23 protein-coding genes and 2 tRNA genes are annotated in these 25009 nt (G+C 64.2%); 4 read left to right on the top strand and 21 right to left on the bottom strand.

Annotated features, from left to right (window positions below):
• Positions 1 to 4: 4 nt before the first annotated feature.
• Entirely contained in the window at positions 5 to 1012 is a 1008-nt protein-coding gene (locus ACLKOZ_RS06230) for an AAA family ATPase (protein WP_337351070.1), read from the bottom strand.
• Positions 1013 to 1152: 140 nt separating this feature from the next.
• On the opposite strand from ACLKOZ_RS06230, the gene ACLKOZ_RS06225 reads away from it, so the two are divergent.
• Positions 1153 to 1356: a hypothetical protein gene (locus tag ACLKOZ_RS06225; protein WP_066294296.1), complete on the top strand. Its 204-nt coding sequence runs from the start codon at positions 1153 to 1155 to the stop codon at positions 1354 to 1356.
• Between the two features lie 191 nt (positions 1357 to 1547).
• The gene (locus ACLKOZ_RS06220) at positions 1548 to 3530 is read left to right on the top strand and encodes a PKD domain-containing protein (protein ID WP_436473643.1); all 1983 of its coding nucleotides are present in this window, start codon (positions 1548 to 1550) and stop codon (positions 3528 to 3530) included.
• A 43-nt stretch (positions 3531 to 3573) separates the two neighbouring features.
• Here the strand turns inward: ACLKOZ_RS06220 and ACLKOZ_RS06215 are convergent, their stop codons facing one another.
• From ACLKOZ_RS06215 to ACLKOZ_RS06185, 7 genes are all read right to left on the bottom strand, one after another.
• The gene (locus ACLKOZ_RS06215; protein ID WP_436473641.1) at positions 3574 to 4446 is read right to left on the bottom strand and encodes a carbohydrate ABC transporter permease; all 873 of its coding nucleotides are present in this window, start codon (positions 4444 to 4446) and stop codon (positions 3574 to 3576) included.
• Positions 4443 to 5318 (bottom strand): carbohydrate ABC transporter permease, encoded by an 876-nt coding sequence (locus ACLKOZ_RS06210; protein ID WP_436474253.1) that lies wholly within the window; start codon positions 5316 to 5318, stop codon positions 4443 to 4445. The genes ACLKOZ_RS06215 and ACLKOZ_RS06210 overlap by 4 nt, the downstream gene beginning before the upstream one ends.
• 45 nt (positions 5319 to 5363) lie before the next feature.
• On the bottom strand, positions 5364 to 6716 hold the full coding sequence (locus ACLKOZ_RS06205) for an extracellular solute-binding protein (RefSeq protein WP_436473639.1): 1353 nt from the start codon (positions 6714 to 6716) through the stop codon (positions 5364 to 5366).
• Between the two features lie 108 nt (positions 6717 to 6824).
• Entirely contained in the window at positions 6825 to 8027 is a 1203-nt protein-coding gene (locus ACLKOZ_RS06200; RefSeq protein ID WP_337348227.1) for an ROK family transcriptional regulator, read from the bottom strand.
• A gap of 99 nt (positions 8028 to 8126) precedes the next feature.
• Positions 8127 to 9347 carry a class I SAM-dependent methyltransferase gene (locus tag ACLKOZ_RS06195; RefSeq protein WP_436473637.1) on the bottom strand — a complete coding sequence of 407 codons (1221 nt, stop codon included), beginning with the start codon at positions 9345 to 9347 and terminating at the stop codon, positions 8127 to 8129.
• A complete protein-coding gene (locus ACLKOZ_RS06190; protein ID WP_436473635.1) occupies positions 9328 to 10473 on the bottom strand; it encodes an NAD(P)-binding domain-containing protein in 1146 nt (381 codons plus the stop codon). Before ACLKOZ_RS06190 ends, ACLKOZ_RS06195 begins: the two co-directional genes overlap by 20 nt.
• Positions 10474 to 10489: 16 nt before the next feature.
• Positions 10490 to 10849 carry a zinc ribbon domain-containing protein YjdM gene (locus ACLKOZ_RS06185; protein WP_436473633.1) on the bottom strand — a complete coding sequence of 120 codons (360 nt, stop codon included), beginning with the start codon at positions 10847 to 10849 and terminating at the stop codon, positions 10490 to 10492.
• Between the two features lie 96 nt (positions 10850 to 10945).
• Here ACLKOZ_RS06185 and ACLKOZ_RS06180 point away from each other — a divergent pair, with 96 nt between their 5' ends.
• Entirely contained in the window at positions 10946 to 12304 is a 1359-nt protein-coding gene (locus ACLKOZ_RS06180; protein ID WP_436473631.1) for a class I SAM-dependent methyltransferase, read from the top strand.
• A gap of 103 nt (positions 12305 to 12407) precedes the next feature.
• On the opposite strand, the gene ACLKOZ_RS06175 is transcribed toward ACLKOZ_RS06180, so the two are convergent.
• From ACLKOZ_RS06175 to aztB, 5 genes are all read right to left on the bottom strand, one after another.
• Positions 12408 to 12483, bottom strand: a tRNA-Ala gene (locus ACLKOZ_RS06175).
• 307 nt (positions 12484 to 12790) lie between these two features.
• Entirely contained in the window at positions 12791 to 14014 is a 1224-nt protein-coding gene (gene aztD, locus ACLKOZ_RS06170; RefSeq protein ID WP_436473629.1) for a zinc metallochaperone AztD, read from the bottom strand.
• A 50-nt stretch (positions 14015 to 14064) separates the two neighbouring features.
• Positions 14065 to 14976 (bottom strand): zinc ABC transporter substrate-binding protein AztC, encoded by a 912-nt coding sequence (aztC, locus tag ACLKOZ_RS06165; protein WP_436473627.1) that lies wholly within the window; start codon positions 14974 to 14976, stop codon positions 14065 to 14067.
• Positions 14973 to 16217: an ABC transporter gene (locus ACLKOZ_RS06160; RefSeq protein WP_436473625.1), complete on the bottom strand. Its 1245-nt coding sequence runs from the start codon at positions 16215 to 16217 to the stop codon at positions 14973 to 14975. The genes aztC and ACLKOZ_RS06160 overlap by 4 nt, the downstream gene beginning before the upstream one ends.
• 2 nt (positions 16218 to 16219) lie before the next feature.
• Positions 16220 to 17101 carry a zinc ABC transporter permease AztB gene (gene aztB, locus ACLKOZ_RS06155; RefSeq protein ID WP_436473623.1) on the bottom strand — a complete coding sequence of 294 codons (882 nt, stop codon included), beginning with the start codon at positions 17099 to 17101 and terminating at the stop codon, positions 16220 to 16222.
• A gap of 121 nt (positions 17102 to 17222) precedes the next feature.
• Here aztB and ACLKOZ_RS06150 point away from each other — a divergent pair, with 121 nt between their 5' ends.
• Positions 17223 to 17798, top strand: a complete 576-nt coding sequence (locus ACLKOZ_RS06150; protein ID WP_436473621.1) for an ATP-binding cassette domain-containing protein — start codon at positions 17223 to 17225, stop codon at positions 17796 to 17798.
• Positions 17799 to 17994: 196 nt separating this feature from the next.
• Here ACLKOZ_RS06150 and ACLKOZ_RS06145 read toward each other — a convergent pair.
• From ACLKOZ_RS06145 to obgE, 8 genes are all read right to left on the bottom strand, one after another.
• A tRNA-Ala gene (locus ACLKOZ_RS06145) sits at positions 17995 to 18070 on the bottom strand.
• Between the two features lie 125 nt (positions 18071 to 18195).
• A complete protein-coding gene (rsfS, locus tag ACLKOZ_RS06140) occupies positions 18196 to 18597 on the bottom strand; it encodes a ribosome silencing factor (RefSeq protein WP_436473619.1) in 402 nt (133 codons plus the stop codon).
• Positions 18598 to 18645: 48 nt separating this feature from the next.
• On the bottom strand, positions 18646 to 19836 hold the full coding sequence (locus ACLKOZ_RS06135) for a hypothetical protein (RefSeq protein WP_436473617.1): 1191 nt from the start codon (positions 19834 to 19836) through the stop codon (positions 18646 to 18648).
• Positions 19837 to 19843: 7 nt separating this feature from the next.
• On the bottom strand, positions 19844 to 20509 hold the full coding sequence (gene nadD / locus ACLKOZ_RS06130) for a nicotinate-nucleotide adenylyltransferase (protein ID WP_436474251.1): 666 nt from the start codon (positions 20507 to 20509) through the stop codon (positions 19844 to 19846).
• A gap of 1 nt (position 20510) precedes the next feature.
• Positions 20511 to 20741, bottom strand: a complete 231-nt coding sequence (locus ACLKOZ_RS06125; RefSeq protein WP_337348199.1) for a hypothetical protein — start codon at positions 20739 to 20741, stop codon at positions 20511 to 20513.
• Between the two features lie 76 nt (positions 20742 to 20817).
• A complete protein-coding gene (locus tag ACLKOZ_RS06120; protein WP_436473615.1) occupies positions 20818 to 22191 on the bottom strand; it encodes a glutamate-5-semialdehyde dehydrogenase in 1374 nt (457 codons plus the stop codon).
• Positions 22192 to 22216: 25 nt separating this feature from the next.
• A complete protein-coding gene (proB, locus tag ACLKOZ_RS06115; protein ID WP_337348201.1) occupies positions 22217 to 23368 on the bottom strand; it encodes a glutamate 5-kinase in 1152 nt (383 codons plus the stop codon).
• Complete coding sequence (gene obgE, locus ACLKOZ_RS06110; protein WP_436473613.1) at positions 23358 to 24947, bottom strand: GTPase ObgE; 1590 nt, start codon at positions 24945 to 24947, stop codon at positions 23358 to 23360. The genes proB and obgE overlap by 11 nt, the downstream gene beginning before the upstream one ends.
• Between the last annotated feature and the right edge of the window lie 62 nt (positions 24948 to 25009).

The raw sequence follows: 25009 nt of genomic DNA, 5'->3' as shown, positions 1-25009 counted from the left end.
GGGCTCAGGGTATCTGGACGGATGCCACGATGGCATCGACTACGGTCTCGACCGGTACTTCCTCCGCCACTGCTTCGAAGCCCAGGATGAGGCGGTGCCGCAGTACCCGGTGCGCGAGGGATTTGACGTCCTCCGGGATGACGTGGTCGCGGCCGTTGATGAGGGCCACCGCCCGCGCCGCCTGGCTGAACGCGATGCTGGCGCGGGGGCTGGCGCCGAATTCGATGAAGCCTGCCAGCCGCCGGTCGATGTACTGCCCGGCATTACGCGTCACGAACACCAGGCCCACGATGTAGTTGATAATGGCCGGATCGATATAGATGCGCTTCACCAGTTCCTGGACCCCCACCACGGCATCCAGGGACGCAGCCGCCGCCGGAATCTGCTCCGGAGTGTAGACCCCTGCGTCGATGCGCCGAATGATCTCTGCTTCCTCTGCCGGTGAGGGGTAGTCCAGCACGTCCTTGAGCATAAAGCGGTCCATCTGGGCTTCGGGCAGCTGATAGGTGCCCTCCTGCTCGATCGGATTTTGCGTCGCGAGCACCAGGAACGGCGACGGAAGCTTGTACTCCTGTCCCCCGATGGACGTCTGCCGCTCCTGCATGGCTTCCAGCATGGCGCTCTGGGTCTTGGCGCTTGAGCGGTTGATCTCATCGAGGAGGACGATGTTGGCGTGGACGGGCCCCAACTGGGTAATGAAGGTTCCCTTGGCGGCGTCATAGATCTGAGTGCCGACGATGTCACTGGGCAACAGGTCCGGGGTGCATTGGATCCGGCGGAACTCGGCGCTCACGGACTCCGCCACCGTCTGCGCCGCCGTGGTCTTGGCCAGGCCCGGCACGCTCTCCAGCAGGATGTGCCCGCCGGTCATCAGGCCTATCAGGAGCGATTCACGCAGCCGGGACTGCCCTACGACCTTCGCGTCGAAGCTTCGGGAGATGTTCGCCACGACTTGCTGCGCGCGGGCCAGTTCCGCCGGTTCTATTCTCGCGGATGTACTGGTCTGAAGCACTGGATTCCCCCTGGTTGGCCGGGGCGGCAGGCCGTTGCCTGCCGACTGCACCCCGCCCGCCATACTATCCAAGCCACCAGTGGCAACCCGTGCAATGGGGACCCCTCCCCATCCGTGGCCCTCAGGTCTATTCTGTTGCAATGAGCGAGCTTCCAGCCAGTTACAAGCAGTTCCTCGCCGACAAGAGCGAGAGCTTCATCCTTGCCGTCAAGCCTGTCCTGCAGCAGTCCGCTGCCGACCAGTTGCACGGGGTCCGGGTCACCTACAACGTGGGTCCCACCGGCCATCAGGCCCACCTCGACGACAGCATTCCTTTTGGAGTGGTGGTCGAGGATATCGACTGAGTGCCACGCACCGGAAGCCAGCGGCTTCCGGAGCCTATGCAGCGTTCCTGCCCGGCACTACTATTTGGCATATACGCCACGTGTGGTCTCACGCCCGTTGTCCGGTACCCGCGGACTGAAACGGGCGTCTCAGCCCAGCTCGGGCCTTGGCACCGGACTTGCGCCGGAACTCCGGGTAGTAGGAGTCCGCTATGGGCAATGGCAGATTTGCAGCCGTCGCAGTGGCCAGCGCGGCTTTGATCCTTGGATCGCTTCCAGGGCTGAGCGTGTGGCAGACAGCATCGCCTGAGCTGCAGGCAGCGCCCGTCGTCGTCGACGGAGAAGCTTCGGCGCTGGCGGCAGTGATCCCGGCAGTTCCCGGACAGCTGCACGTGACCACGGCGGGTGACTATTCCTCGAGTGCGGCCGCTGCGGGTGTCCTGGCAAGGATCGGTGCCATCGCGCCCGACCTCCATTTTGCCCTCGGTGACCTGTCGTACGGGGCCACGGGCGCGGAACAGGCCTGGTGCGATCTTGTGACGTCGAATGCAGGTGCGGGGTTTCCGTTCGAACTGGTGTCAGGAAACCACGAAAGCAACGGCCAGAACGGAAACATCAACGACTTTGCCGCATGCCTGCCAAATCAATTGCCGGGCGTGATCGGTTCTTATGGCCGTCAGTACTATGTGGATGTCCCTCAACAGGACCCCGTCGCCAGGTTCATCATGATATCCCCGGGTATTCCCTTCTCCGATGGAACCTGGAACTACTCGGCCGGCAGCACACGCTACAACTGGACGTCAGCAGCCATCGATGGCGCCAGGGCCGCCTCCATCCCCTGGGTCGTTGTCGGAATGCACACGCCGTGCCTGTCCGTGGGGCAATACAGTTGCGTAGCCGGGGCCGACATCACCAACCTGATGGTGACTAAAAAGGTGGATCTGGTGATGAACGGCCACGAGCACCTGTATCAGCGCAGTAAGCAACTTGCCACCGGGACCGGCTGCACCGGGCTCGTCCCGGGTACCTATGACGCTGACTGTGTGCGGGACGCCGACAACGCACTTTCCAAAGGCACAGGAACCGTCTTCACGACGGTGGGCACCGGCGGAGTGGCCTTGAGGGATGTCAACGCCGCGGATCCTGAGGCTCCCTATTTCGCTGCCTATTCGGGGCTCAACGCCAGCCCAAGCCACGGGTTGCTGGACCTGCAGTTCACTGAGACCTCACTCACGGGACGTTTTGTAGCCACGGCAGGCAGCTTCCAGGATGATTTCAGCATCGTTCCCGGCACTGGAAACGCTTCACCCGTAGCTTCCTTCACCAGCAGCTGCACGGCGCTGCAGTGCAGCTTTGACGGCTCCGCGTCCTCGGATCCGGATGGATCCATAACGTCGCATGCGTGGGACTTCGGTGATGGAACCACCGCGAGCTCTGCCACGGCATCACGGACCTATGCCGCAGCCGGGACGTACACTGTCACGCTCACCGTGACTGACAACGCCGGTGCCACGGCCTCCACCGCCACGCAGGTGACCGTCGGGGCCACGCCCCTGTTGGCCTCGGACGCGTTCGGCAGGACAGTCACCAACGGGCTTGGTTCCGCAGACGTCGGCGGGCCCTGGACGACTACCGGCAGTTCCTCTGCGTACTCCGTGTCCGGCGGAACGGGCAGGATTCGCATCTCTGCGCCCGCCGTGGGGAACAACGCGTACCTTGGCTCGGTCTCGTCAGCTGCCACGGACTTTTACATTTCTCTGGCAACGGACAAGCCCACGACCGGCAGTGGACTTTACGCCTCCCTGATCGGGCGCCGGGTCATCGGCAGTGGTGAATACCGGGCCAATGTGAGCCTCAAGTCCACCGGTGCCGTCAACCTCAGCCTTGTGCGGGCTGCCGCCAACGGCGCGGAGACTACTATTGCGAGCGCAGTGACAATAGCAGGCCTGAACTATGCGGTGGGCGACCGCCTGGGCATCCGGCTGCAGGTCACGGGCACTAATCCCAGCACCATTCGAGCCCGGGTGTGGGAACTTGGAACAGCCGAGCCGACCACCTGGCAGCGTACGGCCACCGATTCGACATCGGCTCTGCAGGTGCCGGGCAGCATAGGGATCGTGACATACCTCTCCGGCAGCGCGACGAATGCCCCTATAACTGTGCTGCTTGACGATCTCCGCGCAGCTGCGCCGTAGGCGGGCTTGACGACAGCGGGGGCTCTCGCTGCGCCGGGCAGGTTCACCCCTTCATGGCCCCCGTCAGTGCGAAGGAACTGCCGGCGCCCCGCGCCACGATGACATACAGGGCGAGGACCGGAACTGAATAGAGGATGGAGAACGCCGCCAGCTGGCCGTAGGCCACTGCGCCGTGCTGTCCGAAGAAACTGAAGATGGAAACTGCGGCGGGCTGCCGAGCCTCGGACAGCAGCAGCACAAACGGGACGAAGAAGTTCCCCCACGCCTGGATGAAGACAAAGATGAACACCACGCCCAGGCCTTGGCGCATGAGCGGAAGGACGATGGTGCGCAGGGCGGTCAGCCCGGAGGCGCCGTCGACCCACGCGGCCTCCTCGAGTGAAAGAGGCACTGCGTCCATAAAATTCTTGGTCATCCAAATGGCCATCGGGAGCGTGGTTGTGGCCATGAAGAAAATTGTGGCTGGCATGGAGTCCAACAGTTCGAGCTGGACGAACAGCCCGTAGACCGGCACCATGATGGCGGTGACGGGAAGGCACGTGCCAAACAGGACGGCGTACAGGAACGGCCTGTTAAACCTGGACTGGTAGCGGGAGAGCGGGTAGGCCGCCAGCACTGCGGCGGCGAGGTTGACTGCCGCAGTGCCTGCGGAGAGCACCATGCTGTTCCACAGGGGCTGGAACAGCAGGCCCGGCGTCATGACCGCGACAAAGTTCTCCAGCGACGCTTCGCCCGGAACCCGCGTCTGGTGGCCCGCACCCGCGTCCACGGACGCGAACACCAGCCACAGCAGCGGCAGCACAAAGCATGCCCCGATCAGCAGCAGGGCTGCGTCCGCCGGAAGCCTGGCACGCCGGCGGCTGCGGGAGGGCCTGGCCTGCCGTGCACGCCGGGAGGCCTGTGCCGCCGTCGTCATGGCTTGCCCTGACGGAGGAGGCGGACGTAGGCCGCGCCGAAGATAGCCCCGATCAGGATCAGCACGGACGCCACCGCCGTGCCATAACCGATGTCCCCGAACTTGAATGCCTCAACGTACGCCAGCACGGGCAGCGTTGTGCTGGAATTCGAGGGCCCGCCGGCTGTCATGACCCAGACGAGCGTGAAGACGGCCAGTGTCTGCAGCGTGATGAGCATCAGGTTGGTAGCTATACTGCTCCGGATCATGGGGAGCGTGATGAAGGCCAGGCGCTGCCAGCCCCCGGCACCGTCCATCAGCGCCGCCTCTGTCACGTCCGCAGGGATGTCGTCGAGCGCGGCGCGGTACACCAGCATGGAAAAGGCGGTCCCCCGCCAGACATTGGCCAGCATGATCGCCACCATCGGGAACGAGTAAAGCCAGTCCGGCTGGCCAAGGCCCAGCCAGCCCAGCAGCTGGTTCAGCGTCCCGTCGCGGCTGAAATACGCGTACGCGGCAAACGCTGCCACAATCTCCGGAAGCACCCAGGCGGCCACCACCGCAGTTCCGACGACGGCGGCAATGGGCTTCCGCGCCTGCTTCATCAGCACCGCGATGGTGAGTCCGAGCAGGTTCTGCCCCAGGATGGCCGACCCGCCGACGAAGAGAACGGTCAGGCCAAGCGAGAGCGGCAGGACCGGGTCCGTCACCAGCCGCTGGTAGTTATCCAGGCCCACCCAGCCGGGACTGCGCGCGTTGCGTCCGGTCAGTGCGGCGTTGGTGAAGGATGCGTGGAACGCCCACAGCACGGGACCGGCCAGGAATACCAGCAGGAGCAGGATTGCGGGAAGCACCGGCAGCAGGCGTGCCTTGCGCCGCAGCCGGCCGGGCATCCGCGGTGTGGACCGCGGACGCTGGAGGGGAAGAACCGGCACAGGCTACTTCTGGACGGTCTTGTCGCCGCCCACGATGCCTTCCACTGCGGCGTCGTAGTCCGCAGAGGCCTGTTCGGGGGTCTTCGAGCCGGTGATCACCGCTTCGGTGGCTTCCTGCACGGCGGCGGAGATCCGCGGGTAGTCGGCTGTTGCCGGACGGTAATGCGTGACGGACACAAGCTCGGAGACGTCTTTCACGAACGGATTTGCCGACTGGTAGCCGGCGTCGGACGCGACGTCCTCGCGGACCGCGATCTGGGAGCTGGCGACGTTGAATGCCAGCGAGTTCTTCTGGTTCAGCGCGGTGGCCAGGAAGTCAAAGGCCAGGTCAGGGTCCTTGGTCCCTGCTCCCACGGCCAGAGTCCAGCCCCCGGACATGCTGACCCCGCCGGGTGCCTGGCCGTCCTTGGTGGGGAACGCCGCCACGCCCATGTCCGTGCCGTACTCCGGCCATTCGTAGCTGCCGCCTTCCTGCCAGAACGACGGCGCGTAGGACCCTTCCACGGTGGCCCCCATCTTCCCCTGCGGGAGCCATTCCCCGAACACCTTCTTCCACACGTTCGCGTCGAGTGCTTCGGCCGGGGAAACAGCCAGTTGTTCGTCGTAGAGGGTCTTGAGGAACGCCAGAGAATCCGTAAAGCCGTCCGAGCCCACTACCCATTTTTTGGCGTCTGCGTCATACAGTTCGTCGCCGGTGCCGTACAGCAACTCATAGAAGCTCTGCATCACGGTACCTTCCCCGGTGCCCTTGCCCGCATACATGTTGAAGGGCACCACCGTGGGGTCGCTGGCTTTGATTTTCCGCGCGGTCTCAAGGATGTCTTGCCAGGTCCGAGGCTCCCACGGGAGGCTGACGCCGGCAGCGGCGAGGACTTTCTTGTTGTACCAAATGGCACGCGTATCGGTGCCGAGCGGCACCGCGTACGTGCCGCCGTCGTCGCCCAGCCCCGCAGCCTTCGCGGCGTCGTCGAAGGTGTCCCAGTCCTTCCAACGCGCCAGGTGGTCGTCAAGCTTCAGCAGGAAGCCCGCATCCACGTCGGAGCGGACTTTGAAGGTGTCCTCGTAGAAGACATCCGGAGCGGTGGACGGCGACCGGAGGGCAAGGGCCAGCTTCGTGCCGTAGTCGTCATCGTTGGCCTGGATGGGCTGCAGTTCCACTGTGACGCCGTCGTTGGCGGCTTCGAACTCAGCCTTGGCTGACTGGAAGAGGTCATCCAGTGCGACGAAGGAATCCGTCTTCTGGTAAACCACCTTCAGGGTCTTGGCCTGGTCAGCGGGGGCCGCCGGGGAACAGGCACACAGCGCCAAGGCTGCGGCAGCGATCAGGGAGGTTATGCTCAGGGCCCGGCGACGCATGGTGCTCCATTCAGTAAATGGCTGCAGTCCCCGTTGTCTGCGGGCCCCCAGCCGCGGCGATATCCAAATGCTAGATGTGCACCCTGCCGCGGGCAAGGCGCCGCGGGTTCAACTCTCCAAAAGGAGGCGCTGTGCCCGGGGTGCCAGCGTATGCTCCAGGACGAGGCAAGCCGCACCGATGGCGCCCACGTCCTCTCCTACCCCGGTTCCTACTACCTCGATGGTGTGGATGAGGCGGGCTGCGCTGTTGGCGTCCAGGAGGGCCGGGATCTTATCCAGGTACCGCTCAGACAGCCGGCTCCAGTATGGCCCGCCGAAGACAACGCGCTCCACATCAAGGGTGTTGGTGACCACCGATACGGCGCGGGCCACGAGCACTGCCGATTTGTCGATGATGGCGAGGGCCTGCGTGTTTCCTTCATCAGCGAGGTCGCAGAGCCGCGAGAAGCTCTGCTGGACAACGGCACCGCTGTTGTCCGTGCGGGAACCGTCGAGAATGCCGGCGGCTTCTGCCTCAGCCACCAGCACCTGCGGGATCGCCGAGGACTTCACGCAGCCACGCAGGCCGCAGTCGCACACGGGGCCATCTGGATCCACCACGATATGCCCGATTTCGCCGGCATTGCCCGACGTTCCACGGACCACCTCATCATTGAGCACAATGCCGCAGCCTATACCGGTACCCATGTACATAAAGATGAAGCTGCCCGCGCCGCTGGGGCCGCCCGCCCACGTTTCGGCGACGGCGGCGCTGGTAACGTCCTTATCCACCAGGACCGAGTAGCCGGTGGCCTCGGCCAGTGCATTGCGGAGTTCAACCCTGTCCCACCCAGGCAACAGCGGCGGATCCACGACCGTGCCGTTGTCGAGGTCGATGGGGCCGGGAGCGGCCAGGCCCAGACCTGCGATCTTGGCAGTATCCACTCCGGATTCAGTGACAAGCTGCCCAATCTCCATGGCAATGGTTGAGATCACGGCTGCAGGATCGTTCCCGCCCGGCGTCTTGATCCGTGAGTGCTGCACCACGGCGCCTACGAGGTCGAGCACTACGAAGGTTGTCACGGCGGGGTCCAGGTGGACTCCGATCGCGTACATGCCCGAGGGGTTCAGGCGCAGTATGGTGCGCGGCTTGCCCGGGCCGCTGCCTTCCTTGCCGGCTTCCACGATCAGGTGCTGGTCCAGCAGCCGGCGGGAGATGTTGGAAATTGTCTGCGGTGAGAGGCCCACAATCTGTGCGAGCTCCACCCGGCTGAGGCCACCGGAGGACCTGCGGATGGCGTCAAGAATGACCGTGAGGTTGAAGTCCCCCATCCGCGGCAGGTTGGTGCCGCGCCTGGGCGATGGCTGCCGGATCTCGGACACGGATTTCCCCTAAACGTCTTCGTCACTAAATGATGTCTGAATGGTACGTTACCCCTTGTCATCCGCCCATATGTGGAGGCGGGGTCGCGGCGCGGCCCCTTGCTGCCGGGATGACCGCCTCGTGCTGACCGCAACCGTGAACTTCGGGTTTTGGCCCTTGACTGCGGTGGGGCCCACCAGCCGTTCGAGCGCGGGCAGGTAGTTCAGGTGCCGGTTGAAGACCGTCCATAGTTGACCGCCCGGGGTGAGGACCCTGCCTGCAGCTTCAAACATCTTGATTCCGGCGCCCGCATGGACAGTGGCGCCAAGGTGGAAGGGCGGGTTCAGCAGGATGAGGTCCACGCTGGCGTCCGGGAGCGTGCTCATTGCATCGTCCTGGAGGACTTTCACGCGGTCCGAAAGGCCGTTGGCTGCAGCGGTACCCGCGGCGGATGCGACGGCGGCGGCCGACTGGTCGGTGGCGGTGACCACGGAACCCGGATTCTGTCTGGCGTACATGGCGGCCAGGATCCCCGTGCCACAACCCAGGTCCACTGCGTGCCCGGCAGCGGGCATCGCCGGCAGGAACGTCAGCAGGAACCTCGTGCCGATGTCCAGCTTGGGCCCTGCAAAGACGGCGCCGTGAGCGGCGACGTCCAGGTCGAGTTCGGCCAGGTGCTCCACCACGGGAACCGGCTCCGGCCCTGACGCTTCCCTTGCGTCCGCTGCGACGATGACTCGGGACTTCTGCCGGGCAAGCTGCGGCTGGACGGACCCGAAATGCCGTTCCAGCACTGCGTTCATGCCTAACGACATGTGCTTGGCCCGGCCCCCGGCCAGGAGCACCGCCCCGGGTGCGGCGTATCGTGCCACTGCCCCGGCGATGTGGTCCAGTTCTGCCAGGGTCTTCGGCAGTTGCAGCAGGACGAGGTCTGCGCCGGTGAGCAGTTCCTTCCCCAGCGGCAGCTGCTCGAAACGCTTCCCCGTCCCCGGTTCCGGCGGCGTTGAGTCCAGGCCGAGGGCCGCGGCGTTATTCCTGAGGGCCCGCTCGCCGGTGATGAGGTCCTGGTGGACGCGCACCGTGCGTATACCCAGCGTCGCCAGGGCACCCAGCGTGAGGGCACCATAGCGGTCACCGATGACGGCCACGTTGCTGCCGGCACCTGCCCGGTCCGCCGCCGTCTCCAGCAGGAGCCTGTCCGTGGCATCCCAGGCCTGGAGATTCGGGGCCTCCACGTCCGGTCGCCGCCGGAGCGCCCCGAAAACATCCTCAAGAGTGTTTTGTACCACTGGCTGGTGCCGCCTTTTCACTGGATAGGGCCGTAGAGGTTTCGTAGTGAACTCCGGGCAACTTCAGGATGGCCGCCACAGCTGCCCGCCCTGCCCGGTTGGCGCCGATGGTGGACGACGACGGCCCATAGCCCACCAAGTGGACGCGGGGTTCCGCCGCCACTTGCGTGCCGTCCATGGCGATGCCGCCGCCGGGACCACGGAGATGCAGCGGAGCGAGGTGTTCGAGTTCGGCGCGGAACCCGGTAGCCCACAAGATCACGTCAGCGACGAGCAGTTCACCATTCGGCAACCGGACGCCGTCGGGTTCGATGGACGTGAACATCTGACGCCGGTCCAGCGCACCCCTCCTGGCCGCGGCGCGCAGGGCGGGCGTCCAGATCAGGCCGGTGACCGCCACCACGCTTTGCGGCGGCAGCCCCTGGCGCACCCGCTCCTCCACCAGCGCTACGGCGTTGTGGCCAGCCTGGGCGTCGAACTCGGCGTCCCTCCATTCTGGCTCCCTGCGGGTAAACCAGCTCGTGGTGGTCACTTGGGAGATTTCGTCCAGGAGGCCGACGGCGGAAATACCTCCGCCAACCACGATGACGTGCCGGCCGCGGAACTCCTCCGCTGCAACATAATCGGCCACGTGCAGTTGCCTGCCCCGGAAGGTGAACTGTCCCGGGTAGATGGGCCAGAACGGCCTGGTCCAGGTGCCCGTGGCGTTGATGACCGCTTTCGCGGACCAGTCGCCGTCGGAGGTGGTGATACCCAGCCGGCCGTGGGGGTCTGCGTCTTCCCGCGTGACCCCCGTGACTTTGACCGGCCGCCTGATGGCTAGTCCGAGGTCCTGCTCATAGCCGGCAAAGTAGCGTGCCAGGAACTCCGAGCTGGGTTCTGCCGGGTCCACCACTGGCTTGGCGATGCCCGGGAGGTCGCTGATACCGTTGACCGTGGCCATCCGGAGGCTTTTCCAGCGGTGCCGCCAGGCACCTCCCGGGCCCTCCTCGGCGTCGAACACGGCATATGTCGCGGCGCCAAGGGCACCGGCAGGGCTGAATCCCCGGCGCTGCAGGTGATATGCCGCCGAGAGCCCGGCCTGCCCAGCACCGATCACCGCAACGTCCACCAACTGCTTCTCCATCGCTTCGGGCTCCCGGCTAGGCCTTTTTCACCACGGAGGATTTGAGCTGCATGGGACCGACCCCGTCCACTTTGCAGTCGATGTCGTGGTCACCCACGCCATCCAGCAGCCGGATGCCGCGCACTTTCGTGCCTACCTTGATAACACTGGAACTGCCCTTGATCTTGAGGTCCTTGATGACGGTGACTGTATCGCCGTCGGCCAGGACGTTGCCTACCGCGTCCTTGATCACTCGCGCTTCCGTCGCTGCCCCGTCGTCGTCGCCGACGGCTTCTGGGGCCCACTCATTGCCGCATTCCGGGCAGACCAGGAGTGCGCCCATCTCGTAGGCGAACGGGCTTGAGCAGGCAGGACAAGGAGGAAGCGTGTCAGTCACCTCCCAATGATAATCGGGCTTCATTACTTGCCAGCGCAGACAGAAAAGTGTCCCGCAATCGCTGACATGTGCCCACCGCCGCCGTACTGTAGGCGCATGGCGGAAGAGAGGTCACCCATCATGAAAAACACCACTGCTGCATCAAGGCTGGCCAGGGCGCTGGGCATTGTCCTGGGAACAAAGGAAATCCCGTTCCGGCTCAAGGCGTGGGACGGATCCGAGGCTGGCCCGTCTGCGGCCCCCGTGCTGGAGTTCCGTAACCGGCGCGCCCTTCGGCGGATCCTCTGGTCCCCGGGCCAGCTTGGGCTGAGCCGGGCATACGTTGCCGGCGACATCGATGCGCCAGGGGACATCTTCGCAGCCTTCACGGCCCTCAGCTCCATGGGAAAGTTCGCCGAGCCAGGACCGTTCAAGCCCCTCACGCCGGCTGAAGTCTGGACATTGCTGAAGACGGCTATCAGGCTCGGGGCCTTGGGACCCAATCCGACCCCTCCGCCGGAAGAGGCGCGTGTCCGGAAGGCAGGGCGCATGCACTCCAAGCGCCGGGACGCCGCCGCGATCTCGCATCATTACGACGTCGGCAACGACTTCTATGCACTGGTTCTGGGACCGTCCATGGTCTACTCCTGCGCAGTATGGGGCACCAGCTTAGGGTCGGATCCCTCAGGTGATGGTCCCGGGGACGGCTCCCCCGACAGCCTGGTGGCCGGGCTCGACGCCGCCCAGGAAGCCAAGATCGACCTCGTGTGCCGCAAGCTCGGGCTGCAACCAGGCATGAGGGTGCTGGACGTCGGCTGCGGCTGGGGCAGTTTCGCCCTCCACGCCGCGGAACGTTACGGGGTCAGCGTGGTCGGGGTAACGCTCTCGAACGAACAGGCAGTCATGGCGCGCAAAAGAGCAGCGGACGCCGGCCTGACGGAAAGAATCGATATCAGGGTCCAGGATTACCGCGACGTGGACGACGGCCCCTTCGACGCCATCAGCTCCATCGGCATGTCCGAACACGTGGGCCGCGAACAGACCCCCCGTTACGTTTCCCGGCTGTACAGCCTGCTCCGGCCCGGCGGCCGGCTGCTGAACCATGCCATCTCGTGGAATGCCGGGCCTACCAGCCCGGACCCGGACTCATTCATTCCCCGCTACGTTTTCCCGGACGGCGAAATGATCAGCCTGGGCGAGATGGTCAGCGCCCTGGAGGCCGGCGGCCTGGAAATCCTCGACGTCGAGGCCCTGCGCAGGCATTACGCGCTGACGCTGCGTGCGTGGGTGCGCCGTCTCGAGGCCAACTGGGATGAGGCTGTGAGGCTGACGAGCCTGGGGCGGGCGAGGATCTGGCGGCTTTACATGGCGTCCAGCGCCCTCGGCTTCGAAGCCGGAATTACGGGCGTAAACCAGGTTCTCGTACAAAGGCCGGGTGGCGCCGAACCCCCGCTTCGCCGCTCCGACTGGACCTGATTCCGACTGGACGCGATTCCGACCGGACCTGATGTGGACCGGCGGGAACCCAGCCGAGACCCCGGCAACAAAAAAACCACCCGCCGGGTGGTTTTTTTGTTTTTGGTGGAGCTGAGGGGACTCGAACCCCTGACCCCCTGCATGCCATGCAGGTGCGCTACCAGCTGCGCCACAGCCCCAAACTTCTGTTTCCTGGGAACTCTCGTTCCCGGAAGCAACCTGATTAGCTTAATGCAGATTTGCCGTAGACGCCAATCGAATACGTTGCTTCCGGGTGCGGCGCGCCCAACGCAGTTCCGCAGGCTGGACGGCGGGACACATTCCGTGGCCGGAAACAAAAACTGGAGTCCAAGCCTCATCGATAAGCTCCAACTCAAGCCCCCGGGGAACCGAATGAACAGCCGCTCCCCCTCCGGCATCTGACTGAACAGCAGGTGCCGCGCCTAGGGGGTGCGGCACCTGCTGTTTGACTCGACGCAGGAAGGGTCAGTGCGCTCCGAGGGTGATGGCGATTTCGTTGGGCACTACGTCCAACTTGGCCGATCCGGTCACCTTGCCGGTGGTCAGATCAACCGAATGTACGGTGCTTGCTGCCGGTTCGGTGACGTAGGCGGTGTTACCTTTGACGACGATGGCGGGGTGGGCGTCCTGCCAATCGACAGGACCTTCCCAAGCCCCGATCACGGGGAATTCGTTGACGATCTTCCCGTCCTTGGGATCCAGAACATGGATCGATCCGTTCGTGGAAAGTATGTAAGCCAGATCCCCGGGTCCACGGGCAATATCCCGGAACGTGTACTTCACTGTCTCGGGAAGCTTGACGACGTTGAAGCTGTGCTTCTGGGTGTCGATGAGGGCTACTGAGTTCAGGAGGTAGCCCTCAGCGTCTGGATCGGTTTTGTAGTCCCCGACCACAATAGGGCTTGTTTCGGAGACGAACGCGTTGCCCATCCGGCCGTACTTATCCGGCGCTTGGAACTTTTCGAACTTGCCTTCGTGGAACAGCAAGGCACCGTCCTCGCAGCCAAAGATCACAGCTTCGCCTGCTGCAGTACCTTCGCCATGGATGGCGGGGCATTCCTTGCTCTCAGCTAACTTGTCCCAGTGGCCATCGTGTGATTCGAGTGCAACCGCACCGGTGCGGGAGGTCTTGTCACCGACGGTGGTAAGAAGTTTCCCGTCCTCCAACACGATTGATACTCCATGGTGCGGAGCGTCAGCTTTGTAAGTTTGCGTTTCGGGCAGGGCGCCGTCTGCTTTGGCCAGGTCTGCAGTTTTCAGGATGGTTGTGGTACCCGTGCCGTCGTCGAACAGGACGGTGTTGCCTGCATGCCGCACGACGTGGCCGGGAGCCGATGCCTCCACTACGAGATCCGTGAGTTTGGGTTCCACCGTGTCCAGTAGTTGGAAGCCGGCTTTCGTGGTGACGAAAACGTGCCGCCCGTCGCCAGCGGCATTGAGCCTGGTGAATTCCTCCGAGTCGAACTTCTTGACGACGTTTAGAGTCTTCCCGTCGAGGATGCTGATGCCTCCCGGGTAGGAGATGGCGACACGTCCGAGCGCGTCAGCCGAAGCGGAGGCGGCAGGGGTTTGGGTATTACTGGCAGGCGTGCTGTTGGCGCAGGCGGACGCCAAGAGCGTCATCCCTGCAACAAGGGCGATGCCTCCCAGGCGCGTATTTCGTTTGCAGATCATATTTCGGTTCCTCATTCTATTTTTGTCAGGCAGGGTTCTGCCTGGGCGTGTGTTATTCGATGTGGTCAAGTCCTGAGTCCTTGGACAATCCGCTCCGTGTTGGCACGCATCATGTCCAGGTAGGTTGCTGCGCCTCCGTCGGGGCCGGTCAGCGATTCGGTGAACAGTTCAGCGACCCGCACATTGAGGCCAGCCTCGCTGGCGAGTACTTGCACCAGGCGGTCGGGCTGGGACGATTCGGCAAAGATGGTTGGGACACCGGCGTCACGGACGGCCTCGCTGAGCTTGCGCAGATCGGCAGCGCTGGGGGCTGCCAAGGTGGTCCCCCCAGGGATGACGGCGCCAACAACGCGGAAATCGAACCGTTCTGCGAGGTAGCCGAAAACATGGTGGTTCGTCACCAAGGCCCGGCGCTCCTTGGGAATGGCAGCAAAAGCATCTGTCATCTCGATGTCCAGCCGGGTGAGTTGATCCCGGTAGGCGTCTGCGCTGGCAGCCAGCCGCCCGGCGTCGATTCCTTCAATGTTCCGCGCGGCGGTTTCCATGGCGTTGACGACATCGAGCATGGCGGCAGGATCGGTCCAGAAATGGGGGTCAGGGGTGCCTTCAGCATCTCCGGAGCTGTAGGGCAGGACCTCGACCACGTCCCCCGCCACCAACATTGGCGCACCGGCCTTTGCAGCCCTGTCGAGGTGCTGTTGCAGCCCTCCCTCCAGGCCGAGGCCGTTGGACACCACCAGGTCCGCACTGCCCATGAGGGACGCTTCCTGGGCCGATATTTCAAAGGAGTGCGGATCAGCATTTGGCTGCATGAGAGTAGTCACCTGGACCTGGTCTCCAAGGACCTGTCGCGTCACATCACCCAGAATGTTGGTGGTCACCACAACCTGGGGCTTCTCCGGCGTGATCGGTTGTGAGCAACCGGAAAATATCAGCGCAGCCGCAGCGGCGAGGGCAATCAGCGGCGCGCGCTTCATCGACCGGTCTCCACGAGATGCACGGGCTTTGTGGGCAGCTTGAGGGTCCGGGCAATCCGTGCGTCATCGGCGTAGTCAATTTCATAGACAATGCCCTCCGCCGGTGCGCTGACGTAGGCGCGCTGGCCATCGAGGGTGAGCTGCACTTTTCCAGCCAAGGCTGAATCCGCGAGGGTTGCCGCCAACAGCGGTTCGGTGACCGCGATGCGCTCTTTTGTCGATGCGTCATATACCTGGACCGTGCCGTCAGCGCCAACGACAACTACATGGTGGTCAGGGTCGTCAACTGTTGCCGCGGCGAGTACCGGGGTAGAGGTCGGCAGCCACTCCCAAGCCCGCTGGCGGGTGTTCAGCAGCCAGACTCCGGCATCAGTACTGAGCCCGGCGACCGTGGGCCTGCCCTTCCGTCCATCGAATTCCGTTGCCGGGGCCGCCCCGGCCGGGTAGGGAACCCGTTCGAAGACCGGTGTCACCCCCTCCGTCGTGGCGATCACTGCGCCATCCGCGCAACCGATGACCAGACCCAGCCGGGTGGTGATGCTTCCTGCTGCCGCCGGGCATTCGGTGGTAGCCAACTCCTTGCCGGTAGCGTCGACGGCACGCAACCGCGCAGCCTTCCCTGTGTTGTCGGGCTCGGAGACTACGGCCCCCTCACCCAGGGGGGCGAGGATGCCGGCGTGCGGTTCGGTCTTGAGGCGAAGGGTTTCGGAGATAGTCCCATTGGAGAGCGCCGAGTTATCCAGCAGGATAGCCTCCCCGGAAGAAGGGAAGAACAGCCCCGTTGTACCGGCCGTCGAAAGCATGCCTGTGGCGATAGTGGCTGTGCCCTCGCCTGCAACCCTTCCCAGAGTCTTGGGTTCTGTCCGGTAATAGTGGAAGTGGTCCACGTGATCCCAGGTCCATACGCCGCTATCCACAATGTCCACGCCGGAGCTGGTGGCTGCAAAGACGTAGCGGCCATCAGTACTAACATGGGCCGGCGGACCTACGTGCCCCAACCGGGACTCTGTTCCGGTGAGGAGGTCCAGCATCGAGGCTTCGCCTTCGGCGTCGATCGCCACAAGATGAAGCTGCGGTTCAGCGACCTCGGCCACTCCCGCAATCGCTCCATGCCCATCACCACCGGAGGCCGATTTGCTCGTGTCAGGTTGCGGTTCGGGCTGGGTTGGCGCACTGCCACACCCCGCGACAAAAAGAAGGGCCAGGGCGGCCAGGACTGTTTGCGCTGTTCGGAGATTCATTATTACTTTCCAGTGAGGGATAGAGAAGCGGGGGCCGGCGTAGGCTCGTGAGTGGTTGCCTGCCTGCTTCGCCAGCCGTACAGGCGAGCTCCGGCAGTGGAAAAGACAGCCAGTGTGATCGCGGCTGCGGAGATGGAAGCGCCTGCCGCAGTGCCGGCGTACCAGGAGCACAGCAGTCCGAGACCCACCGCCAATGCGCCAAAAGAGGATGCGCCCACCATGCGGGCGGGAATGCTGCGCGTCCAGGGGCTGGCAGCTACTGCGGGTGCGAGCAACAGCCCAACCACAAGCAAAGATCCGACGGCCTGATATGAAGAAACAACAGCAAGGGTCACGAGTCCCACCAGTGCCAGCTGGGCGAAATGGGGACGAAGGCCCAACGTCACGGCAATCCGGGTATCAAAAGCAGCGGCGACGAAGTTGCGATGGAGGACGACGGCGATAGTGACTGTGATAGTCGCGGCGGCGAGAAGTCCAAGCAAGTCCCCATCGTCCAAAGCGAGAATGTCGCCAAAGAGCATGGCTGTCGCATCGGTAGCGAAAGAGCGTGAATGGGACACGATGATGACGCCGAGGGAGAGCATCGCCACGAACAACAGACCGATGCTCGTGTCGTAGGAAAGGCGACCCCGCCGCTGCAGCGCGCTGATCATCGCGCTCATGATGATGGCGCTCACCGCCCCACCAACGATGGCAGGGGCACCGGTAACTGTTGCCAGAGCTACGCCGGGCAGCATGCCGTGACCTATCGCTTCTCCAAGGAAGGCCATGCCGCGGATTACCACCCAGGTGCCTACGACACCACAGATGAGGGCGACGAGGACGCCGCCAAGGAGAGCCCGCAGAAAGAAGTCTGCGGTAAAAGGTTCGGTCAGCCATTGCACGTGACCACCATAGCCACTATTGATAATGATTATCAATTTCAGCTAAGGTTGAAGAGTGATCCCTTCCGACTATGCCCTTCGCGCTCGACACCTTTATTTCAATTTCGGAGAATCTCCCGCCTTGGCGGACGTTGACATCGATCTGCGATGGGGAACGGTAACGGCGATCGCCGGGCCTAATGGTGCAGGCAAATCCACGCTTATCGAGATCCTTGCAGGCGTACGTAAGCCTCTCCGGGGCACTCTTCATCGCGCCGACGACGTGGCGCTGATGGTCCAGCGGGTCACAACTCCTGATGCACTCCCGCTCACGGTTCGTGACGTGGTGATGATGGGTACGTGGGGTGCATCACCAGGCCGTGCCTCCAAAATCACCAAAGAGGAACGGACAATACGAGTTGCCGACGCCCTGGAACGGGTCCAGCTCACAAACCTCGCATCTTCGCCATTCAACGCCCTTTCCGGCGGCCAGCGCCAACGCGCGTTGCTGGCTCAGGGGATCGCCCGTCAGGCGCGCATCTTCCTGCTCGATGAGCCTGCCGCCGGACTCGACCTCGAGAGCCGCGAGCGGACACGGTCCATACTTGCAGGAGAGGCCAATCGCGGAGCGGCTGTGGCCTGCGTCAGCCACGATGAAGAGTCAGTCGCTGCGGCCGACTGCGTTGTCAGCCTGGAAGGTGGACGCAGAGTCATCTGAGAAGTCGGGTCAGACCGTTGCGGAACGAACCGCTGAAGCCCCACTCCCGATTCCGTGCATGGCCCACTGCACCGATGATCCGCAGATAACCAAAAACCAAAAAAGGAGAGCTACCAAGTTTGGTAACTCTCCTTTAGGTTTTGCTACTGGCCCATTCCGCACCAAGTGTTTGCGGATGTTTCGAACAAAACCAATATGGTGGAGCTGAGGGGACTCGAACCCCTGACCCCCTGCATGCCATGCAGGTGCGCTACCAGCTGCGCCACAGCCCCAGATTTCTTCATTGCTCCAGCGTTTCCCCCGAAGCAACTCAAATATCTTAGAACAGCATTTCCGAAAATTCCAAATCGGGCATATTCGGCCTGCCAGTGCTGCTCCCGGCGTTTTCGCGAAGCGCCTACTCCGCCTCGGAAGCAGCGGCAGCCTTGGCGGAGGTGTCCTCGCCCAACTGGAGGTCCACCACCGGGCAGTCCTTCCACAGCCGCTCCAGGGCGTAGAAAACACGGTCTTCCTCGTGCTGGACGTGGATGACGATGTCGGAGTAGTCCAACAGCACCCAGCGGCCGCCGGAGCGTCCTTCACGACGGACGGGGCGGAGGTCCTGCTTGGACAGTTCCTCTTCAATGCCGTCAACGATGGCGTTGACCTGGCGTTCACTCGGTGCGGAAGCAATGAGGAACACGTCGGCCAATGCCAGGCGCTCACTGACATCCAAGGCCACGATGTCCTGGGCTATCTTGTCCGCGGCCGCTTTGGCTGCGTGGCGGGCTGTGGCGATGGATGAATTTGATGCAGTCACGGGACTCCTTGTAGTTTTCAAAAACGATGATTGGTGGCCGCAGCCAGGTCAGCGCGTGATGCCGCTGATAATAAGCATGATCCCGGAGACCAGGGCGAGGATTCCGAAGGCCAGGACGCAATACTGAATGACACGCATCCTCTTGGCACGGGCGAGCCCTGCTGTTGCCGCGTCCAGCGGCTCCAGTCCGTACGCCGAACTTGCCGGTATCCGTGGCAGGTCATCAAAAAGATCTTCCGACTGCCCGGCCGCTTCAGCCGGGCTGAAGATCACCGGCTTTGGCCGGGTGGAAGCCTTGGCTGCGGCCTCTGCGCGTGCGATCACTCGTGAGCGGCCACTTGCACCAGGGGCGTCGGCGTCGTCGGCTGTCCGCGGGGCCTCAGCCGGACGGCGACCCTTGCCGGCTGATGGCTGGAGTGTGGGTCCCGGATTGGTGACGACCGGGACATAGGACGTTGCCGGCGGCTTCATAACGGGACGGTCAATGCCCGGTACCTTGACGAACTCCAGCGGCGTGACCATGGCGAGGTTGCTTGCCGCGGAAGGGGCAGGGCGGGGCGGGGCGTCCTGAGCCGGCGGGGCTGCCTGTTCTGCCAGTTTCTGCTTGGCCATGGCACGGCGGTTCAGTACAGCCGCACGCTCGGCCAAAGCAATCTGCTCAGCAAGGATTTCCGGGTCCACAGCCTCCGGGTCCAGGGAGGCGATGTGTTCCATTTTGGCCAACTGGTTCTTAGCCTGTTCGGCGATCAGGGACCTGGCCGCCAACGCCTGTTCAACGCTCATGCCATCCGGGATACGTGGGCTGGCAGGCGAAGCAGGGGACTTACGGGACGCGGCAGCTTGTGGTGCTGCCGGAACCGGTGTGGCCTCAGGTTGAGGTGTTTTCGAGGCAGCGCTTTGGCCGGACTCGGGAAGCGCAGGAGCAACAACAGGGTTGGCAGAGGTAACGGCCTGTTCCTTGAGCTGCTGGAGCCGCAGCTGCCGGCGGGTGGGCGGTCCGCCGGCCGCGAGCTGTCCCTCTTTCTCTTCGAGTTCCTTGATGGTGCGCAGGGCCGCCCTGTCCCGTGCCCTGATCTGCGAGGAGCGCTGCGCCTGTGCATGGTCAGCTGCAGGGCTTGCCGGAGGTTGTTTAGAGGCAGGCGAAACCTGGCCCGGACCGGTGGATCCGTTAGCCTGCTTCTCATCTCTGGCCCGCCGAAGTTCACGGCGGCTGCGGACGGGGGGCTGTTCCTGACTCATTGAGAACTCATTCAGTACTGGCTGGTTCGTCTGTTTTGGTAGTTGGTTCACCATTGGCGGCGCCCTCGGCATACAGTCCATATTTGGCGATGTACTGAACCACTCCGTCCGGCACGAGGTACCAGACAGGATTGTGCTGGGCTACCCTGGCGCGGCAGTCCGTGGAGGAGATGGCCATGGCCGGGACCTCCAGGAGACTGACGTCCTTCCGTCCCATGCCGTCCAGCACGTGCCCGGGCCTGGTTACCCCAACAAAATGTGCCAGCGACCAGAGCTCGTCGATGTCTTTCCACGACAGGATCTGCGCCAGGGCGTCGGCGCCGGTGATGAAGAAAAGGTCGGCGTCCGGACGCTGGGTCCGAAGGTCACGCAAGGTATCAATGGTATACGTTGGACCGGGCCGGTCCACATCCACCCGGCTCACGGTGAAACGCGGGTTGGATGCCGTAGCGATCACCGTCATCAAGTAGCGGTGCTCCGGCAGGCTGACCTGCTTGTGCGTTTTCTGCCATGGCTGGCCGGTGGGGACGAACACCACCTCGTCCAGGCCGAATTTGGCGGCTACTTCGCTGGCCGCGACCAAGTGGCCGTGATGGATCGGATCGAAGGTCCCACCCATCACGCCCAGCCGCAGCCGCCCTTCGGCACCTTGATGGCGCAGAATGCGGGAAATGTTAGTGGCCCTGGCCGTGATCGTGCTTGTTGGGGTGCTGGCGGTGCGGATCAGCGTGCTCTTCCGTGGCGGTGTGGCGGTTCCCGAGGTTGGAGTAGGACAGCGTGACGAACATCAACACCAGCAGGATGGCGAAAATGGCCACACCGAAGACCCACGGTTCAGCCCACAGCGGGGCGAGTTCGTGTTCTTCGCCTTCGGCGATGGTCGTGGCGATCTGCTGGAGCAGCATGTTCTCCCCTAGGGTTCAAAGGATGTGGCAGCGGATATCCCCGCCGTTCCGGACTTCTGTCTATGTTACCGCGTTGCTACCCGCGGACTTGGCCCTCGCCCTGCACGATCCACTTGGTGGTGGTGAGCTCGGTCAGCCCCATAGGCCCGCGGGCGTGCAGCTTTTGGGTGGAGATTCCCACTTCGGCGCCAAGGCCCAGTTCGCCGCCATCAGTAAAGCGGGTGGATGCGTTGACAATGACTGCCGCGGAGTCCACCTCCGCGATGAACCGCTCGGCGTTGGCGAGATCGTTGGTGAGGATGGCTTCGGTGTGGCCCGTGGACCAGGTGCGAATGTGCTTGACGGCCTCGTCCAGGCTGTCCACCATGGCTACCGCCAGGTCCAGGTCCATGTACTCCGTGCCCCAGTCCTCGTCCGTGGCCGGCTCGGACACAATCGATGCAGGCAGTGCCGCCCGGATGCGCTCGTCCGTGTGCAGCGTGACGCCGGCCTCACGGAGGGCCGCTGCGACCGCGGGGAGCACGGTGGATCCCGAGTGAACCAGAAGCGTCTCCACGGTGTTGCACACGCTGGGACGCTGGGTCTTGGCGTTCAGGAGGATTTCCACGGCCATGGTTTCACTGGCCGATTCGTCGATGAAGATGTGGACGTTGCCTTCGCCGGTCTCGATGACGGGCACCGCGGAGTTGGTGACCACGGTCTGGATGAGTTCCCGGCCGCCGCGGGGAATCAGGACGTCGACCTTTCCGCGGGCGCGCATCAGGGCATTGGCGCCTTCGCGGCCGTACTCGTCGACGGTTTGCACGGCGTCGGACGGAAGTCCGACGGAGTCCAGGGCTTCGCGCAGGACCTGGACGAGGGCCTCGTTGGTGGCTGCAGCGGCAGTTCCGCCGCGCAAGATCACAGCATTGCCACTTTTGAGGGCGAGGCCGGCGATGTCCACGGTGACGTTGGGGCGAGCCTCATAAATGGCTGCCACTACCCCCATGGGAACGTTGATCTGGCGCAGGCGCAAGCCATTGGGGAGGGTCTGCCCGCGGACGACGTTTCCCACGGGATCAGGCAGGCTGGCGAGTTTTTCCAGTGCGGCCACGAGTCCATCGATCCGGCCGTCCGTGAGGGTGAGCCGGTCCAGCAGGGCAGCGGAGGTGCCGTTGGCTTTCCCAGCGGATATGTCCTTCGCGTTAGCGGCAAGGATCACGTTCCTGCGCTCCAGCAGGGCGGCACCGATAGCCCGCAGGCCACGATCCTTCCACGCGCGGTTTGCCCGCGCCATCCTCCGGGCAGCCTGGCGTGAGCGGTCTGCGATGGCATGGACCGCGGCTTCGACGTCCTCCACGGACAACGGCACGGCAGCGGCGTGCGGCAGGTTGCCGGGCTCAGGAGCAGCGGGGGCAGCAGAGATGTCCCCGGACGTCGCAGCGGTGTTGTGGATCAGTGCCTCAGTCATGTTCCAAGTTTAGGCGAGGTCAGGCTCAGACAAGCACCAGGTCATCAACATGAACAACTTCACGGTCATAACCACGGCCCAGGGCCCTGCCCAGTTCCTTGGTGGAACGGCCAAGCATCTGCGGCAATTCGGCAGCTGAGTAGTTGACCAGTCCGCGTGCAATCACGGTGCCGTCCGCGCTGACCATCTCAACGGCGTCGCCTGCTTCAAAATCGCCGTCGACGCCGGAGATGCCGGCCGGGAGCAGCGATGTGCGGCGGTGCCGGACCGCTTTGACGGCGCCGTCGTCGAGGATCAGCCGGCCATGGACCGATGCAAGGTGTGCCAGCCACAGGAGGCGGACGGGCTTGCGGGCGCCGTTCACCGTGAACCAGGTGCCTACGTCTTCCCCGGCCAGAGCGGCGGCGGCGTTGGCCGTGGAGGTGACCAGTGCGTGGATGCCGGATCCGGCGGCGATGGTGGCTGCTTCGACTTTCGTGGTCATGCCGCCGGTGCCAACGCCGGCTTTGCCTGCCTTGCCGATGGTCACGCCGTCGAGGTCGTGCGGGCCCTCCACCAGGGGAATCCGTTTCGCCCCGTGCGACGGCGGTCCGTCGTAGAGCGAATCGACGTCGGAGAGCAGGACAAGGGCATCGGCCCGGACCAGGTGCGCAACGAGGGCGGCGAGGCGGTCGTTGTCGCCGAAGCGGATTTCATGCGTGGCGACGGTGTCGTTTTCGTTGACCACCGGGACCACACCGAGGTTGAGGAGCCTGTCCAGGGCACGGAAGGCGTTGGTGTGCTGGCTGCGGCGCATCAGGTCGTCAGCGGTGAGGAGCACCTGGCTGACCGTGACCCCGTGCGCTCCGAACGCCTGCGTGTATCGGGCCATGAGCAGGCCTTGGCCGACACTCGCCGCAGCTTGCTGCGTAGCGAGGTCACGCGGCCGCTTGGCCAGCCCCAGCGGGGCCAGACCGGCAGCAATGGCACCAGAGGATACGAGGATGATCTCGGTGCCGGAGTTCCGCTTGGCTGCCAGCGCGTCGGCGAGTCCGGTCAGCGACTCCTCGGAGATGCCTCCCTTAATGCTGGTCAGCGACGACGAACCGACTTTGACAACGATCCGGCGCGCGCCCGAGAGCACGCTCCTGTCCGCGATGCCCCGGGCGGGCACAGTGGTGGCGGCGCTACTGGTCATCTTCTGCGCCCAGTCCACTCTCCTTGAGCGGCTTCGCAACGCGGCGGCTACTGACGGACTCGGTCCAGATCCCGGCCTTGCGCTCGGCTTCGAGTTCGGCGCGGGCGGCCGCCTTGGCGTCCTTGCGTTCCTGCTGCTCGTCTCGCTTCTGGCCGCGCGTGGGGCGGTCGCCGATGTCGGCGAAGCGGACGTCCGTACCGCGGGGCGAAGCCAGAAGCTCCGCGCCGGCCATCATGGTGGGCTCCCAGTCGAAGACGACGCCGTCGTCCTCGCCGATCACCACGGTGTCGCCGGGCTTGGCGCCCTGCTTGAACAGTTCGTTTTCGACGCCGAGCTTGGCCAGGCGGTCCGCAAGGTAGCCGATGGCTTCCTCGTTGGTAAAGTCGGTCTGCTTGACCCAGCGCACCGGCTTTTCGCCCAGGACGCGGAACAGCGGCTCGAGGTTCTTCTCTTCACGGCGGATCTTAAAGCCGGACTCGTTGACGGCCCGCGGCTTGAGCACAACCGGCTGGACCTTCGGCGGCGCGGAAGCAAGGGAGTCGCGGGCGGCCTTAACGATTTCAGCCATGGCGAAGCCCAGTTGGCGCAGGCCTTCGTGGCTGGTGGCGGAAATTTCGAAGACGCGGTAGCCGCGGGATTCAAGTTCAGGCCGGACAAATTCCGCCATGTCCTTGCCGTCCGGGAGGTCCACCTTGTTTAGGGCAACCAGGCGGGGGCGGTGGTTCAGCGGGACCACTTCACCGTCCTGCCCGGCGTAGCTCATATCGACGGCGTACTTCTCCAGTTCGGCCTCGATGACGGCGAGGTCGGACAGGGGATCACGGTCCGATTCGAGGGTTCCGCAGTCCAGGACGTGCACCAGCGCGGCGCAGCGTTCCACGTGCCGCAGGAAGTGGTGGCCCAGGCCCTTGCCCTCGGACGCGCCTTCAATCAGGCCGGGGACGTCGGCAATGGTGAAGCGGACATCGCCTGCCTGGACAACGCCGAGGTTGGGGATCAGGGTGGTGAAAGGGTAGTCGGCGATCTTGGGCCGCGCCGCGGACATGGCGGCGATCAGGCTCGACTTGCCGGCGGACGGGAAGCCAACCAGGGCGATGTCCGCAATGGACTTCAGCTCCAGCACGACGTCGCTGGACTCACCTTCGATGCCCAGCAGCGCGAAGCCGGGCGCACGGCGCTTCTGGGAGGACAGCGCGGCGTTGCCGAGGCCGCCCTGGCCGCCGGCCGCCGCGACGTATTCCGTTCCTTCGCCGACGAGGTCCGCCAAAACGGTGCCGTCCTTGGACTTGACCACGGTGCCGTCCGGGACGGGGAGGATGAGGGTTTCACCGTTTTTGCCGCCGCGCCAGTCCCCCATGCCTGGTCCGCCGTTGGTGGCGTGCCGGTGCGGGGCGTGGTGATAGTCCAGCAGGGTGGTGGTCTGGTGGTCCACGCGGAGGATGACGTCGCCGCCGTCGCCGCCGTTGCCGCCGTCGGGCCCGCCCAGGGGCTTGAACTTCTCGCGGTGGACGGAGACACAGCCGTGGCCGCCGGTACCGCCGGATACGTGCAGTACTACCCGGTCTACAAAGCTCGCCACGTGGATCTCCTCAGTGCTGTTTCCTGGACGCTGCAAAGCGCCAAGACGATTGTAATGCGGTT

Origin of the sequence: Arthrobacter sp. R4, from assembly GCF_051365025.1 — a bacterium.
In the GTDB taxonomy this organism is placed as follows: domain Bacteria; phylum Actinomycetota; class Actinomycetes; order Actinomycetales; family Micrococcaceae; genus Arthrobacter.
Note: the sequence above shows the minus strand (reverse complement) of the source record. Positions and strands in the feature narration are given on the sequence as shown.

Bases quoted from the DNA above. Each gene is read 5' to 3' on its own strand.
- ACLKOZ_RS06125 (WP_337348199.1), bottom strand. From the start codon at position 20,741: ATGCTGCTCCAGCAGATCGCCACGACCATCGCCGAAGGCGAAGAACAC.
- ACLKOZ_RS06160 (WP_436473625.1), bottom strand. From the start codon at position 16,217: ATGAATCTCCGAACAGCGCAAACAGTCCTGGCCGCCCTGGCCCTTCTT.
- ACLKOZ_RS06180 (WP_436473631.1), top strand. From the start codon at position 10,946: ATGGCGGAAGAGAGGTCACCCATCATGAAAAACACCACTGCTGCATCA.
- ACLKOZ_RS06210 (WP_436474253.1), bottom strand. From the start codon at position 5,318: ATGCCCGGCCGGCTGCGGCGCAAGGCACGCCTGCTGCCGGTGCTTCCC.
- ACLKOZ_RS06215 (WP_436473641.1), bottom strand. From the start codon at position 4,446: ATGACGACGGCGGCACAGGCCTCCCGGCGTGCACGGCAGGCCAGGCCC.
- aztC (WP_436473627.1), bottom strand. From the start codon at position 14,976: ATGAAGCGCGCGCCGCTGATTGCCCTCGCCGCTGCGGCTGCGCTGATA.
- ACLKOZ_RS06225 (WP_066294296.1), top strand. From the start codon at position 1,153: ATGAGCGAGCTTCCAGCCAGTTACAAGCAGTTCCTCGCCGACAAGAGC.
- aztD (WP_436473629.1), bottom strand. From the start codon at position 14,014: ATGAGGAACCGAAATATGATCTGCAAACGAAATACGCGCCTGGGAGGC.
- ACLKOZ_RS06120 (WP_436473615.1), bottom strand. From the start codon at position 22,191: ATGACTGAGGCACTGATCCACAACACCGCTGCGACGTCCGGGGACATC.
- ACLKOZ_RS06220 (WP_436473643.1), top strand. From the start codon at position 1,548: ATGGGCAATGGCAGATTTGCAGCCGTCGCAGTGGCCAGCGCGGCTTTG.
- ACLKOZ_RS06205 (WP_436473639.1), bottom strand. From the start codon at position 6,716: ATGCGTCGCCGGGCCCTGAGCATAACCTCCCTGATCGCTGCCGCAGCC.
- ACLKOZ_RS06200 (WP_337348227.1), bottom strand. From the start codon at position 8,027: ATGGGGGACTTCAACCTCACGGTCATTCTTGACGCCATCCGCAGGTCC.
- proB (WP_337348201.1), bottom strand. From the start codon at position 23,368: ATGACCAGTAGCGCCGCCACCACTGTGCCCGCCCGGGGCATCGCGGAC.
- ACLKOZ_RS06135 (WP_436473617.1), bottom strand. From the start codon at position 19,836: ATGAGTCAGGAACAGCCCCCCGTCCGCAGCCGCCGTGAACTTCGGCGG.
- ACLKOZ_RS06190 (WP_436473635.1), bottom strand. From the start codon at position 10,473: ATGGAGAAGCAGTTGGTGGACGTTGCGGTGATCGGTGCTGGGCAGGCC.